The organism is Burkholderia sp. BCC0419 (assembly GCF_902830285.1).
In the GTDB taxonomy this organism is placed as follows: Bacteria; Pseudomonadota; Gammaproteobacteria; order Burkholderiales; family Burkholderiaceae; genus Burkholderia.
In genome coordinates this window covers 77,677-91,705 of record NZ_CADESR010000014.1, presented here as the reverse complement: position 1 = coordinate 91,705, position 14,029 = coordinate 77,677, and the positions used below count along the sequence as shown (strand labels likewise).

The 14,029-nt window shown below is 64.2% G+C and carries 13 protein-coding genes; 6 read left to right on the top strand and 7 right to left on the bottom strand.

Going from position 1 to position 14,029, the window contains the following annotated elements; all coding sequences use genetic code 11:
- Window positions 1-75 precede the first annotated feature (75 nt).
- The 5 genes from HWW87_RS35060 (at window position 76) to HWW87_RS35040 (ending at window position 5,096) form a co-directional block, all read left to right on the top strand.
- Window positions 76-738, top strand: a complete 663-nt coding sequence (locus HWW87_RS35060) for an OmpA family protein (RefSeq protein ID WP_175824108.1) — start codon at window positions 76-78, stop codon at window positions 736-738.
- Between the two features lie 388 nt (window positions 739-1,126).
- Window positions 1,127-2,272 (top strand): DUF2827 domain-containing protein, encoded by a 1,146-nt coding sequence (locus HWW87_RS35055; RefSeq protein ID WP_175824107.1) that lies wholly within the window; start codon window positions 1,127-1,129, stop codon window positions 2,270-2,272.
- A 14-nt stretch (window positions 2,273-2,286) separates the two neighbouring features.
- Window positions 2,287-3,441, top strand: coding sequence for a DUF2827 domain-containing protein (locus tag HWW87_RS35050; protein WP_175824106.1), 1,155 nt, complete (start codon window positions 2,287-2,289; stop codon window positions 3,439-3,441).
- A gap of 26 nt (window positions 3,442-3,467) precedes the next feature.
- Complete coding sequence (locus tag HWW87_RS35045; protein WP_175824105.1) at window positions 3,468-3,932, top strand: DUF4019 domain-containing protein; 465 nt, start codon at window positions 3,468-3,470, stop codon at window positions 3,930-3,932.
- A gap of 27 nt (window positions 3,933-3,959) precedes the next feature.
- Entirely contained in the window at window positions 3,960-5,096 is a 1,137-nt protein-coding gene (locus HWW87_RS35040) for a DUF2827 family protein (protein ID WP_175824104.1), read from the top strand.
- 23 nt (window positions 5,097-5,119) lie between these two features.
- On the opposite strand, the gene HWW87_RS35035 is transcribed toward HWW87_RS35040, so the two are convergent.
- The 3 genes from HWW87_RS35035 to HWW87_RS35025 form a co-directional block, all read right to left on the bottom strand.
- On the bottom strand, window positions 5,120-5,536 hold the full coding sequence (locus HWW87_RS35035; RefSeq protein ID WP_175824152.1) for a hypothetical protein: 417 nt from the start codon (window positions 5,534-5,536) through the stop codon (window positions 5,120-5,122).
- Between the two features lie 71 nt (window positions 5,537-5,607).
- The gene (locus HWW87_RS35030) at window positions 5,608-6,411 is read right to left on the bottom strand and encodes an EAL domain-containing protein (RefSeq protein ID WP_174433971.1); all 804 of its coding nucleotides are present in this window, start codon (window positions 6,409-6,411) and stop codon (window positions 5,608-5,610) included.
- Window positions 6,412-7,194: 783 nt separating this feature from the next.
- Window positions 7,195-8,337, bottom strand: coding sequence for a DUF2827 domain-containing protein (locus HWW87_RS35025; protein WP_175824103.1), 1,143 nt, complete (start codon window positions 8,335-8,337; stop codon window positions 7,195-7,197).
- Between the two features lie 405 nt (window positions 8,338-8,742).
- Here HWW87_RS35025 and HWW87_RS35020 point away from each other — a divergent pair, with 405 nt between their 5' ends.
- Entirely contained in the window at window positions 8,743-10,062 is a 1,320-nt protein-coding gene (locus HWW87_RS35020; protein ID WP_175824102.1) for a galactosyl transferase GMA12/MNN10 domain protein, read from the top strand.
- A gap of 87 nt (window positions 10,063-10,149) precedes the next feature.
- Here the strand turns inward: HWW87_RS35020 and HWW87_RS35015 are convergent, their stop codons facing one another.
- The 4 genes from HWW87_RS35015 to HWW87_RS35000 form a co-directional block, all read right to left on the bottom strand.
- Complete coding sequence (locus HWW87_RS35015) at window positions 10,150-12,264, bottom strand: phospholipase C, phosphocholine-specific (RefSeq protein WP_175824101.1); 2,115 nt, start codon at window positions 12,262-12,264, stop codon at window positions 10,150-10,152.
- Between the two features lie 42 nt (window positions 12,265-12,306).
- A complete protein-coding gene (locus HWW87_RS35010) occupies window positions 12,307-12,510 on the bottom strand; it encodes a hypothetical protein (RefSeq protein WP_175824100.1) in 204 nt (67 codons plus the stop codon).
- Between the two features lie 339 nt (window positions 12,511-12,849).
- A complete protein-coding gene (locus tag HWW87_RS35005) occupies window positions 12,850-13,188 on the bottom strand; it encodes a DUF1493 family protein (protein ID WP_175824099.1) in 339 nt (112 codons plus the stop codon).
- The gene (locus tag HWW87_RS35000; protein WP_069253042.1) at window positions 13,188-13,619 is read right to left on the bottom strand and encodes an STM2901 family protein; all 432 of its coding nucleotides are present in this window, start codon (window positions 13,617-13,619) and stop codon (window positions 13,188-13,190) included. Before HWW87_RS35000 ends, HWW87_RS35005 begins: the two co-directional genes overlap by 1 nt.
- Between the last annotated feature and the right edge of the window lie 410 nt (window positions 13,620-14,029).

Here is a 14,029-nt window from a genome sequence, read left to right as displayed (position 1 = left end):
GGCTCCGACGGCAGGACGAGCCCGCTGCGCTGCGCGTGGCGGGTTTCGCTCAACCCAAGCTTTAAGGACGTCACCGTGAACAAACTCGCTCTTGCGCTCGCGCTTTCCACAACGGCCCTCGCCGCGTGCTCGACCGCATCCGGCCCGACCTTCAGCGCCTCCGAACTGCAGCCGCGCGACGGCGTGCGCACGTTCCAGGTGGACTGCCACGGCCTGCTGTCGGGCCCGCAGACCTGCATGAAGGCTGCTCGCAAGATCTGCGGCGACGAGCCCGTGCGCGCCGTCGACTCGGCCCGCGCGCTGCGCGACAAATCCGATCCGGCCACGCTGGTCTTCCAGTGCGGCGCCGCGCCGGCCGAAGCGGCTTCGGCCGCCGAACCGGCTACCGCCGTCGTCGAACGCGTGAACCTGTCGGGCGACGCGCTGTTCGCCACCGACCACGCGACGCTCGCACCAACCGCGCGCGAATCGCTGGACCGGCTGCTGAGCGAGCGCGCCGACCGCACGTACTCGCAAGTGTCGGTCACCGGCTTCACCGATTCGGTGGGCAGCGACGACTACAACCTCGCGCTGTCGAAGCGTCGCGCCGAATCCGTCGCCGCCTATCTGAAGGCGCATGGGCTGAAGACCGACTCGATGACGGTCTCGGGCCGCGGCAAGGCCGATCCGGTCGCCTCGAACGCGACGCCGGAAGGCCGCGCCAGCAACCGCCGCGTCGAAATCCGGCTGCAGCACTGAGCCGCCTGCGGCCGCCGATGCGGCCGCGCGATCCGGCAGGCCGCCCGCGCCGCGCCGGAATTCCGCCGGACGACCGGGCGCCGCTTCGCCGGCGCCCGCTCCCGTTGGCCGGCGGCTATGTCAAAGTTCGTCACGCCCTGCCAAAACCGGCGATTTCCATGCCACAATCGCCGCAGACGGTCGCCGGGGCAGCCTGCCCGACGCGCGCCACGCCCGGCGTGCCCGGCGACACGCCGGAATCCGGCTGCCGCCCGCGCGAATCCCGTCGCCCGATTCACGCACCGCGGCGCACCGGCGCGAATCCAACCATGACAATCCACGGCGCGCCGCTGCCGGCCAGACGCTCGACGCGATGCCCGGACGCACGACGCCGCAGAGGAAACAACCGGTGACGGACATCAATGAAGCCGCCGCGGGCGGCACCCGCAAGCAACGGCCGGCGGTCGGCATCTCGCTGTTTGCGCGCGACGGCCAGGCGATCTGGGAAAACGGCATTCACCAGAACATCGCGTTCCTCGCGATGATGCTCAAGCGCTCGGATCGCGTCGGCCCCGTCTATTTCCTGAACGGCGGCGACGCCAACGCGCTGCCGGCCGGCCTCGAACTCGACGGCCTCGACATCCCGCTCGTGAAACCCGCCGACGTCACGCACGAACTCGACGTCGTGATCGAAATGGGCGCGCAGTTGCCGGTCGAATGGCTCCGGCACATGAACGCGCTCGGCAAGAAGATCGCCGCGTTTTTCTGCGGGCACGTGTATGCGGGCCTGTGCGAAACGCCGATCTTCGGAAAGCCGTCGGGGCACGTGTTCAACGGCGCACCGTTCGACGAAGTGTGGCTGCTGCCGCAATACGACAAGACCGCCGCGCCGATGCTGCAGACGATCCTGCGCGCGCCCGTCCACCTGATGCCGCACATCTGGTCGCCGTACTTCCTCGAGCGCCGCGTGGCCACGCTCGCCGACGAAGGCGCGACCTTCGGCTACCGGCCCGGCCAGCGGCCGTGGAAGCTCGCGATGCTCGAGCCGAACATCTCGGTCGCGAAGTCCTGCCACTACCCGATGCTCGCGTGCGACGAGTTCTACCGCGCGCGGCCCGACGCGGTGCAGCACATGTTCGTCGTCAACTCGATGCACATGAAGGAACATCCGACCTTCGTGCACTTCGCGAACAGCCTCGATCTCGTGCGCCAGCACAAGGCGACGTTCGAACCGCGCATCGACCTGCCGGGCTTCATGGCGCGTCACGCGGATGCGGTCGTGTCGCATCACTGGGAAAACGGGCAGAACTATCTGTATTACGACGTGCTGTACGGCGGCTATCCGCTGATCCATAACTCGACGCTGCTCGGCGACGCCGGCTATTACTACCCGGACTTCGACTCGGCCGCCGGCGGCCGCGCGCTGCTCGAAGCGTGGCTGCATCACGACGAACGCCTCGACGACTACCGCGCGAAGGCGGGCCGGCTGCTGCAGTCGGTCTCGATCGACAACCCCGCGAACCTCGACGCGTTCGTCTCGCGTCTGGTCGCCTGAACCGGAGCATACGCATGTCGGACTCCAATGCCCGTCAAGCGCCCGGCGAGGGCAAGCGTCTCGTCGTCGGCGTGTCGCTGTTCGTGCGCGGCGCCGGCCAGTCGCTGTGGGAAAACGGCATTTTCCAGAACTGCCTGCTGCTGATCCTGTTGCTGCGCCAGTCGCCGCTCGTCGCGGATGCCGTGATGGTGAACGGCGGCGAACAGGTCGCCGATCCGCAGATGATGCTCGGCGAGTGGAACGTGCCGCTGCTGTCGATGGACGAAGCGCTGGAGCGCTGCGACGTGCTGATCGAAATGAGCGCGCAGTTCGGCGCGGACTACCTGCGCGCGTTCCGCGAGCGCGGCGGCAAGGTGGTCACGATGCGGGTGGGCAACGACTACGTGATCGACATCGAGCGCGCGATGTTCGACAAGCCGTCGGGCTTCCTGTTCTCGGGCGCGCCGTACGATGCGGTGTGGACGATTCCCGAATTCGAGCGCTCGTGCCTGCACTACTACCAGACAGGCCTGCGCGCGCCGGTCACGATCGTCCCGCACATCTGGCACCCGATGCTGTTCGACAAGGCGCGCGCGACGCTCGGCGCCGGTTTGTCGTTCGGCTATCAGCCCGGCAAGCCGCGCTGGCGCGTGACGATGTTCGAACCGAACATCTGCATGGTGAAGACCAGCATCATTCCGATGCTGATCACGGAGGAGGCCTATCGCGCGAATCCGGCATTCCTCGAATTCGTGCGCGTGTGCAACACGATCCACCTGAAGGATCACACGACGTTCATCCACTTCGCGAAGAGCCTCGACATCGTCGAGCATGGCATCACGACGTTCGAAAGCCGCTATGCGGTGTACGAGTTCATGGCCGCGTACGGCGATGCGGTGGTGTCGCACACGTGGGAGAACGCGCAGAACTACCTGTACTACGAGCTGCTGTACGGCGACTATCCGCTGATCCACAACTCGCCGTTCCTCGGCAAGGCCGGGTATTTCTATCCGGATTTCGACTGCCAGGCCGGCGGCCGCGCACTGCTGCAGGCGTTCGCCGAGCACGACGCGAATCTCGACGCATATCGCGAGCAGTCGAAACACGTGCTCGACTCGGTCAGCATCTACAACCCCGAGAACGTCGCGGCCTATACGGACGCGATCGCCAGTCTCTATCGCGACGCGTGACGCGCCGCCATTTCCGGACTTCGACCATGAACGCACATTCGACCCTTATCCGCGCAAAATGGCTGATCGGTTGTGTCGTCACGTCGATCGCGATCGGCGCGCACGCGCAATCCTCGGGAGGATCCGCGGATGAATTGCTGCAGGATGCCGACACGGTATTCAGGCAACTCGAAGCCGGCCAGTTCAACGACATCTGGCTCGGCTCGGCCGACTTCATCAAGGCGCGCTTCAAGCAGGACCACTTCGTGAGCGATATCCGGCGCGCATGGCAAACGGTCGCCTTCGTCCGCCACCGCGAATGGGAGCAGATCTCGCGCAACCGCTACACGAATGCGACGGTACCGGACGGCCTCTACGCGAACGTCGACTATGTGACGACGTTGACCACCGGCTCGACGGTGTATGAAAAAGTGAGCTTCCACCTCGAAAACGACGGGCACTGGCACCTGACCGGCTATGCGCCGCGCGCGACCCGGGACACCGCCAAGTAAGCGTCGCGTCGACGACACGGAGACACCATGCGAATCAATGTCGCGATAACGATGAACGTGCAGCGCGACGCGACGCAGTCGATCTGGTACAACGGCGCGAACCAGCACTGCGTGTACCTGTACATGCTGCTGAAGCAATCGCCGTTGATCGGCGAGGTCTGGCTCGCGCACGACGACGGCATCACCGAGTATCCGCAGTCGCTGATGATGGACGCGTTCGGCGACGCGCTGCGGCCGCTGTCGGCCGTCGTGCACCAGACCGACCTGCTGATCGAGATGAACGCGTTCGTCGACCCGTCGCACACGGACGTCGTGCGCCGGCGCGGCGGCAAGTGCGTGTCGTACCGCTTCGGCAACGACTACGTGATCGCGGTCGAGACGATCAACTTCGAGAAGAACGACTGGCGGCCGAACCCGCACCGCGTGCAGTTCGACGAGATCTGGACCAATCCGCAGCACATGCATACGTGCGCCGCGTATTTCCAGGCCGTGTACCGCGCACCGGTGATCGAGCTGCCGCATATCTGGTCGCCGTATTTCATCGAACGCAGCCTCGACGCCGATCCCGAGCTGAAGGCGCGCTTCGGCTATCGCAACCACGGCCCGGCCAAGCGCATCGCGTTCTTCGAGCCGAACCTGAACGTCGTGAAGAGCGCGATCGTGCCGATGCTCGCCGCGAACGCGTGCTACGTCGACCATCCGGAGCTCGTCGAGCACGTGTACATGACCAACACGTTCGACAAGAAGGAAAACGTCGCCTTCAAGCATCTCGCGCTCGGGCTCGAGATGGTGCGCGACGGCAAGGCCACCGCCGACGTGCGCGCGCCGTTCGTCGCGTGGGCCGCGCATCACACCGACATCGTCGTGTCGCACCACTGGGAAAACGGCCTGAACTACCTGCTGTACGACGCGCTGTACGGCAACTACCCGCTCGTGCACAACTCGCCGTTCCTGCGCGACGTCGGCTACTACTATCCGGACTTCGAGATCTTCGATGCGGCGCGCGCGATCGCGACCGCCGCGCAGACGCACGACGCACGGCTCGACGACTACGCGGCTGCCGCCCACCGCTGCCTGCACCAGGTCGACACGCTCGCCGAGCACAACGTCCGCGCCTATTCCACGCAGATCCAGCACCTGTTCGCCGACCGCCCGCTCGGCTGATTTTCTTCGCAGCGCCGGTTGCGTTACGCCAGCACCCGATCGCCGCTTTGCGCGGCGAACGCGCGGCCATGCCGCCGCCCCATGCGCGCGAGCACCGCGAAACAACGGGCTGCCGACCGGCCTGCACCGCCCGATTGCCTGACGAGGCTGTCGGATACGCCGCGCGCGATCGCCGACTCGTCGCCGCACGCGCCGGCGATGACGCCCGCGTAATAGTGCCGGGCCGCCAGCTCGCGGCCGCCCGCATCGAGCGGGCTCATCCGCTGAATGCGGCGCGCGACGATCGTCAGGCCGTCCAGGCAGGACGCGACGTCGATCGGCGCATCGGTCGATTCAGCGCCGAGTTGCCGCAGCATGTCGACCAGTTCGGCGATCGCGACCAGCTCGCGCGCATCGGCCGCCTGCGTGCCCGTTCCGCCTCCGGCTTTCGTTCCCGCCATGCCCACGCCCCCTTTGCGATTCGTCCCGCTCCCGACGCGCACCCCGCGCGCGGCCCTGCCCGTTCCCACGGTCATGCGGCGGCCGGCGATCGCCATGAAAATCGGATGCCCTGCGCCCACGTGACGCCGGCATCCAGGATGATCTGCCGGTCGGTCTCGCTCTCCACGCCTTCGACGACGACGTGCCGCGCACTTTCATGCGCAAACGCGATCAGCCGGCGGAACTGGTAGCGCCCGATCGCGTTGCGCTTGATCAGCGACAGGATCGAGCGGTCGAGCTTCACGATGTCGGGATTGCCGACCACCAGATTATTCAATGCACTGAAACCGACGCCGAAATCGTCGATCGCGATCCGGCACCCGGCCCGCCGGAAGCGGTACACGAACGACCGGCCGGCGACCGGGTTCAGTGGCCCCGTCTCCGTGATCTCGACCACCAGCCGCGCGGCCACCGACGGCTCGCGCTCGAGCCGCCTGAAAATCGCCAGCCACGCGTCGTCCACGACCGCACTTGCCGCCGCGACGTTGCAACCGTACACGGCGCCCGGATCGGCGCGCAGCGCATCGATCGTGCGGCCGACCACCAGCCGGTCGAACCAGCGCATCAGCCCGAGCGCTTCGAGGCGCGGCAGGAAGGCGAGCGGCGGCAGCGCATCGCGCTCGCCCCATCGCAGCCGCGCCAGGCGTTCCTCATACAGCACGCCGCCCGACAGGTCGGCGCGGCACACGGGCTCGTGCGCGAATCCGAGCCGGCTTTCGACGAAACTGCGTACCGACGCAAGGTCGGGATGATCGTCGGGTGCCCCGAACACGAGATCGATTTCATCGCGATTCGCTTTCCGATTCGCCTCCTGGCGAGCTTCGACCGCATTCATCCGGCGCTCCGGCTAATGGCGAGCCGCCGATCACGGCTCGACCTCAACACATAGGCGGAACGAGCCGACCTCGACGCGCTCCGCCGCCTACCCGGCCCATCCTGTATGTCGATTTTTTCCGGGGAGCGTACTGTTCGCTTCGGCGCCGTCAAATTCGATATTTTTACGATATTCAGTTACTTGAAATACACCATGCGCGCACGATGCCGACAGTGCGACAGGTTACACAACGCGAATTACAAGAACTCAAAATCCGGATCGTTTATCTTTTTCATCCAAACAGTTTTATCCGGATCGTCTTTTCCCGAATTTTCTTGTCCTGCGGATCGGGACATCGTCAATTGATCAGATAAATACCGTGTCGCGAAGTGCTGCCCGCGCTCGATATGCCAGATCGAAACACCGGCCTCCGCACGCGCTGCCTCCCACGCAAAACCTGCCGCTGCGCATCATTCGATCATCGCAGCATTCAATTTTCACGTTTCAAACGATATTATGAAAATTCGAAACGGAATCAATCCCCGTTTAACCAATAATACCAATTTCAATTATATGAAGATTATAGATTGAAACATGTTTAACAATCTTTCTGACTTGTTAACCTATAAACTTGTTTTTGACGGACTTCCCTCGGAGCCGTCAATTTCGTGCCTTCGAAAACCGTCGAACCCATCGGGTTCGGCGGTTTCTTTTTTTTAACGGCATTATTTCGTCAGACATGAGGGCGGGACAAACCCGACGGCGGACGGCGGCGCAACGAACGTGCACCGTGCAAACTCGGCCTCAGGCGGCCGGCGCGCCGATCAGGTTCGCGAGCAGCGCGTCGTATTCGGCGACGAGCGCCGGATTCGCCGACGTGTAACGGCCGAGGATCTCGCGCTGGCGCCGCGCATACGCTCGCCAGTCGTCGTCGTGCGTATGCAGCGCGCGCAGCAGCGCATCGGCGCCCTGCTGCACGTCGTTGTCCGGATAGTAGTAGCCGAGATCGGGCGCGAGACTCGCGTTGTGCACGAGCGGATAACCCTGCCAGCACACGTCGAAATAGAAATAGTTCAGCGGGTTCGACCATTGGTGCGACACGACGATATCGGTCAGGTCGGCCAGGAACAGCGGCGTATCGAAGCGCCCGACGAAACTCGCCTTGCCCGCGCGCACGATGTCCAGGTAGTTCATCAGCATCACGAACTCGGGGCTGTCGTGCGCGAGGCGATCGGCGTTCGTCACGTGCGCGAAGCAGATCGCGTCGGGATCGCGGCGATACGCTTCGTCGATGATCAGCATCGGATACACGCAGAACTTCACGACGTCGTGGTTCGGCTCCATCACCGTGAGCCGCTTGCCGGGCTCGCTGCGCGGCCGGTATTCGCCGTGCTCGGGCAGCGACTGCGCGCGCTCGGTCAGGAACATCGGATCCCACACGAACGGCACGACGCGCCCCGGGCAGCGGCGCAGCGACTGCAGGAACGGCAGCGACGACGGCGCGATCTGCGGAATCGCCCATACCTCGTCGTAGCCGCGGTTGATGAACAGCGAATCCCACAGCCGGCGGCCGAACAGCATCGACTCCATCGCGTTGATGTACTCGACGCCGCAGCAATAGCTGACCAGCTTCACGCCGCGCGCTTTCAGGTAGGCCGTCTGCTCGCCGTCGATCTGCCCGCCGAGCTCGATCACCACGTCGAGCGCATCCTTCATGTCGGCGAATGCGCGCGTGTCGTACACGTTGCGATCCCACGGCAGCGCGTCGGTGAGCGGCACGTCGGTCGTGTTGACCAGCGTCACGCGGTAACCGTGCGGCGACGCCATCAGCAGCTTCGCGAGGAACAGCGCGTTCTGCTTGATGCCGTTGATCCACAGGCTTTCGTCGGGGGCACGCAATCCGATCGTGATACCGATGCGCAGGCCGGTCAGGACAGGAGACGTCATCGTCGGCGGGATGGAAAGTTGAACGGGAATGGCATGGCGCAGTGTAGCGCGCGAAGCGCCGCCCGCGTCAAGCGGCGGCAACCCCGCATTCTAGCGGAGCGACGGCCGCATACTGTCAGGGATGGTCAGCGGCCGGCCCGGCCGTGCCAATCCGCCCGACCGTTATGCGATACTCGTGCCGCCCGGCGGCCGGTTCTCTCGGGGCATTCGAGCAGGCCACAAGCGACCTCGCCACACCACGATCAAAACCAAGGCACACCGAATGGAACACGATGCCGCGCAAGTCTTCCAGACCATTCATGACGAACCGGGGCGGCGCTCGCAGGAAAGCGTATCCGGATGGAATTCCGAACTGAAGAACACTGCGCGGATCGTATGCCCGCTGCCCGCCGTTCGGAGCGCGCGATGATCGTCCTCAGTCATTTCAGCCAGTACGCGTCCGCCAGCCTCGATAACCACCGCTGGTACGCGCAGGCGCACGGCTATCGTCACGAAATCGTCGACGCATCCGCGATGCCGCAAGCGCTGCCGTTGCGGCCGCTGCATCGCTACGAATCGCTGCTTCACGTGCTGCGCGGCGCGCAACCCGACGAACTCGTGCTGCTGCTCAGCGAAGACGCGGCGATCATCGAACCCGTCGCGCTCGATCGCCTGATGACCGGACGCGACATGCTGTTCGTCGACGCGTTCGCGTCGCCGCTGCCGCAAGTCGACGTGCAGATCTGGCGCAACACGCCGGACGTGCGCACGATCGTGATGCGGCTCGTGCAGCGCTGCAAGCTCGGCAGCGAGCCGAGGCTGACGTCGGAAGCCGCGCTGTTCGCGGATCTCGATACGCATCGCTACATGACGCCGATCGACGGGCTGTACGCGGTGATGCCGTGCGGCCCCGACCTCGATCCGATGTGGAGTCGCGAACCGACGTTCGCGATCAGCATCGACGACACGCCGCACGATCCCGAACGCAAAGGCGCGACGCCGCGCTTTCGCGACACGCTCGTCGCATACGTCAATCGCAGCCGCGCCGCCGGCCGGCCGATGTTCGCGTTCGATCACGACGCCGCGGCGCCTGACGAAGCCGCCGAGCGCAGCACGTACAACCCCGGCCGCCCGATTGCATTGATGATGCTGTACACGCCGAACATCGGCAGCTATGCACGCGTCGCCGAGCGGAATTTCCGGCGCTACTGCGACGCGCACGGCTACACGCTCTACGTGCATCGCGACATTCCCGCCGAGATCGGGCTGAACGCGACGGGCAACTGGTTCAAGCCGTGGCTGCTGCACGCATACCTGCAGCACCATGAATGGGTCGTGTGGCTCGATGCCGATGTGCTGATCGCGAACCAACAGCAACCGCTGGAGCCGCTGCTCGAAGGGCGCGACTGGCTGCTCGCGCAGGATATCGGCCAGTGGGCGTTCAATTCGGGCGTGATGGCGTTTCGCCGCACCGAACGCAACGACGCGATGCTGCGCGATCTGATGACGACGATTGCCGCGCTGCACGACCGTTCGAGCGTCTATGCGAGCGACGGCGACCAGTTGCATTTCATTCGTGCGATGGAGCGCGACCGGCAATTGCAACGCGAAGGCGTGGCCGATCTCGTCAGCTTCAACACGCCCTGGCTGTTTCGCCGCACGGACAGCTACATCGTGCATTACTACGGCATGTGGTCCGCGATGCGTGCGCTGATGATGGCGCACGACGACGGGCTGCTGCCCTGACGCAACCGCCGCAACGTCATCGATCTGCAAACACGACGCGCCGGCCGGATTCAACCGGCCGGCGCGTCGTCGCATCGGTTGCCGTCGTCAGATCGCCGCGATCGTGGGCGCGACGGCCGCGGGGTCGGTGATGCTCGGCTTGCCGGTCTCGACGTGCCCCGCGATGCGGCGCACCCAGCCGGCATTGCCCGCCACCGCGAACTGCAGGTCGTACCAGTGGCTGCTGCACGACAGGTCCCAGTGCGCTTCGATGCGCTGGCCGGCCGGAACCGTCAGCGTGCGCGCCGCGCCGCCGTACGCGACATCGGTCGCCGTGACCGTGAGCGGGCCGGTGCCTGCATTGGCGATCGTCACGTAAACATCGCCGTTCGCGGTGTCGTAGCACGGCGTGATTTCAGGCTTGGCAGCGGCATCCGCAGCCGCCGACCCGGCGAAGCGCCGGAAATAGCCGTTCGGCCCCCACACGCTCACCAGATAGTTGCCGTTCGCATCGAGCGCCCACGTATCGGTCAGTTGCTTGCCCGCTTCGACCGTATAGCGGCGCGGCATCGCGGTCGGGTCTCCCGTATAGACCCAGAAGTGCGCGCCCTGCGTGCCGGTATTCGCGAACGTCAGCGCGTAGCCTTGCGCCTGCAACTGGCCGGTGACATGCAATTCGTACGGCAGTGCGCGCGCCGGCCGCGTGCCGGGTTCCTGCGCGGTCACGACCTGTTGCGCGGTGCTCGCCGGCGCGGTCTGCGACGACGCGCGCGAGCATTGCAGATCGGCCTGCGCAACATACGCCTGCGTGCTCGGCAGGGCCGGCAGCGTCGCATCCGATTTCGAGAAGTCGAGCGCCGACGTCAGGTCGCCGCAGATCGCGCGGCGCCACGGTGAAATGTTGGTCTCCATCACGCCGAAGCGCTTCTCGATGAATTGCAGCACCGACGTGTGATCGAACACCTGCGAGCACACGAAGCCGCCCTTCGACCACGGCGACACGACGAACATCGGCACGCGCGGGCCGAGGCCGTACGGCAGGTTGTCGGCCGTATAGGTGCCGGCTTGCGTCGCGGTCACGACGTTGTGCCGCTCGAGCGACACGTCCACGGTGCTCATGCCCGAGCCCGGCAGCGTCGGCGCCGACGGCGGCACGACATGGTCGAAGAAGCCGTCGTTCTCGTCGTACATGATCAGCAGGACGGTCTTGCTCCACACGTCCGGATTGGACGTCAGCGCATCGAGGATCGTCGACAGGTAGTACGCGCCGTACAGCGGCGTGAACTTCGGATGCTCCGAATACGCAGCGGGCGGCAGCAGCCACGACACCTGCGGCAGCGCATTCGCCTGCACGTCGTCCTTCAGCTGCGTGATCGGACGCGTGCTCATCCCGCGCGTCTGCAGCGACGAACCGGCCGGCGCATTCACGAAGTTGTTGAAGCACGCCAGCATGTTCGTGCCGTAGTTGCCGGTGAAGTTGTCGAACCCGGTGCCCTGCTGATAGATCTGCCACGAGATGCCGGCTTTCTCGAGCCGTTCCGGGTAGGTCGTCCAGCTGAAGGGCGGCAACTGGACCTTGTCGAACTGGTTGTCGATGTAGTCGGTGTTGTCGAGCAGCGGGCCGCCGCCCGTGCCGAGCGGATCGACCATGCCCGTCATCAGGTACATGCGGTTCGGGTGCGTGTTGCCCGGGATCGAGCAGAAGTAGTTGTCGCACACCGTGAACGCATCCGCGAGCGCGTAGTGGAACGGGATGTCGTCGCGAACGTGATAGCCCATCGTCATGTTCGACTTCTGCACGGCCCACTGGTCCGCGCGGCCGTTGTCGATCGCGCCGTGCGTCGTCGCCCACGTATGCGGCAGGCCGCCGATGCATTGCGCGTTGACGCCCGGATTGGTCGTGTCGTAGCGGAACGGTGCGATCACGCTCGACTTGTCCTCCTGGCGCGGCTGGAACCACACCGGCTTGCCGTTCGGCAGCGTGACCGGGAAACGGTCGTTGTAACCGCGCACGCCGCTCAGGTGACCGAGGTAGTGGTCGAACGAGCGGTTCTCCTGCATGAACACGACGATGTGCTGCACATCCTGGATCGTGCCCGTCACGGTGTTCGGCTCGATCGCCAGCGCCTTGCGGATCGATTCCGGAAGCAGTGCGGTGGCGGCGGTCGCGCCGGCGAGGCCGGCCGAGAACTTCAGAAAATCGCGTCGCGAATGGATGGCCATGCTGGTTGCTCTTGATGGGTTTTCTGGTGGAAACGGCCGGTATCAGGAAGCGGGCGACGAAGCAGGCGCGGTGAAACCCGGCGGGCAGCGCATCTGCGCGGTGGCGACCACAGCGCCGCCGCACGCGGCCTTCTGCTGCGCGACGGGCGCGGCGGGTGCGGTCAGGTCGTCGTTGCAGGCGCCGAGCAGGGCGGTCAGCGCGATCAGGCCGGCGACCGCGAAAGACCGTAGGGCCGACGTTCGCATAACGGTTCTCCGTGAGGATGATGACGTGACACGGACGCGAACCCCGCGCCGGTCATATCGACGCCGAGATGCTATGTTCGACTTGTTACACGACGGTGTCGAGTGACAGGGGCCGACGTGCATGCAGATGCCCGCGTTGGTGCGAAAATGGCAAGTGCGCCGTCGACAGAAAGGCAGGAGCGGCCATCGTCGGCGGGACGGGAGATTCGAAGGAGCCAATGTAGCGCGGGGGGCGGCACACACCGGGAAAAAGCGCGCCATGTCAGCGGACTGCGGACCGCTGCACCGTCATGGATGACCAGCAATGAACCGGGCGATGCCTGGCCCTTTTTCGAGCGGCTACATCGTCCACCGTCCGGTTTCAATCGCCGCCTCCATCATTTTGATGGTGAGCGGACGCTCTAGTATTTTGTCCCGGGCGTCGGCGCTAAATGGCAACCTGAATATCGTCATCAAAAATCGACCCAATCGCAGTTTCCGGGAAGGGTAATAATAATCAACGTCGAAATCGGAAATATCGACACCAAACGTTTCCGAAAATCTCCGCATCAATCTCAACATGGCCCTGTCGGAAATTTCAAGGTCGATGCAGAGATCCGTGTCCTCGGTAATCTCGAGCTCGCCCCATAGTGGCGAATCGGCCTCATCCCGCACCATCTCTATCAGACGACCGTCCATTAAAAGCGATCCTCCTGCTTGACCAAGCCATTGTACGTGACTGTAGAGCGATACATGATGACTGATATATCGATAGCGGTAATGATCCAACCGACCACCGGCACGGCCCGCCCGACAAAAGCGCCGAGTTCGCGGGTAAATTTGATCTTGAGCAGCAGGAGACTCTTGAATGACGTTACCGTTGGCAGAATTTTGTACTTGAGTTCATAGGGCAACACCTTTCTCGATACCCTGGATGCGATCGAGGTTCCCTTGACCGCTCCGCCGAATTTCCCTCTGGTCGGCACGAACCTTTGACCCAACAAAATCATCGCGATTCCGACAGCATCATCGATACCCAGTTCATCACAGGCCACGTCGATAACAATCAGGCAGAAAAGTTCTGGCGGAGTAAGGTCGATGTGAATTCCGTATTTATATTTGTTCGCCATCTCATTCTTTCTCTCGGCTACCTTGCGCAGGACACCGGGCCGCACATCCCGGCGATTACGCTAACGCAACCATGTCGCGCATGGGCAGGAATGTGCAGCTGTTTCTCCAATCGGGCCTGATTTTCCGGACACCCCGGAAAGCAGTCGCGATCGCGCGCGGCCTTTCTCCACAAGAGGAAGCAGTCAGTTCGTTTTGACGAAGAAGTCCGGACGGGGCCGGTTTCGATCTTTGAACAACTGTTGCAACGGGAAAACCGGTGCAAGGCAGCGCGACAGCGCATGTCGAGCGGCCGGTCACCGACGAGTATCCCGGGATTATTCAAAAACCCTGAAGATGCGACACGCAAATTATTCGTTTTTGTCTACGCGCGACAAGAGCGACGATCACCACACAGGAATGCGATGTCGTC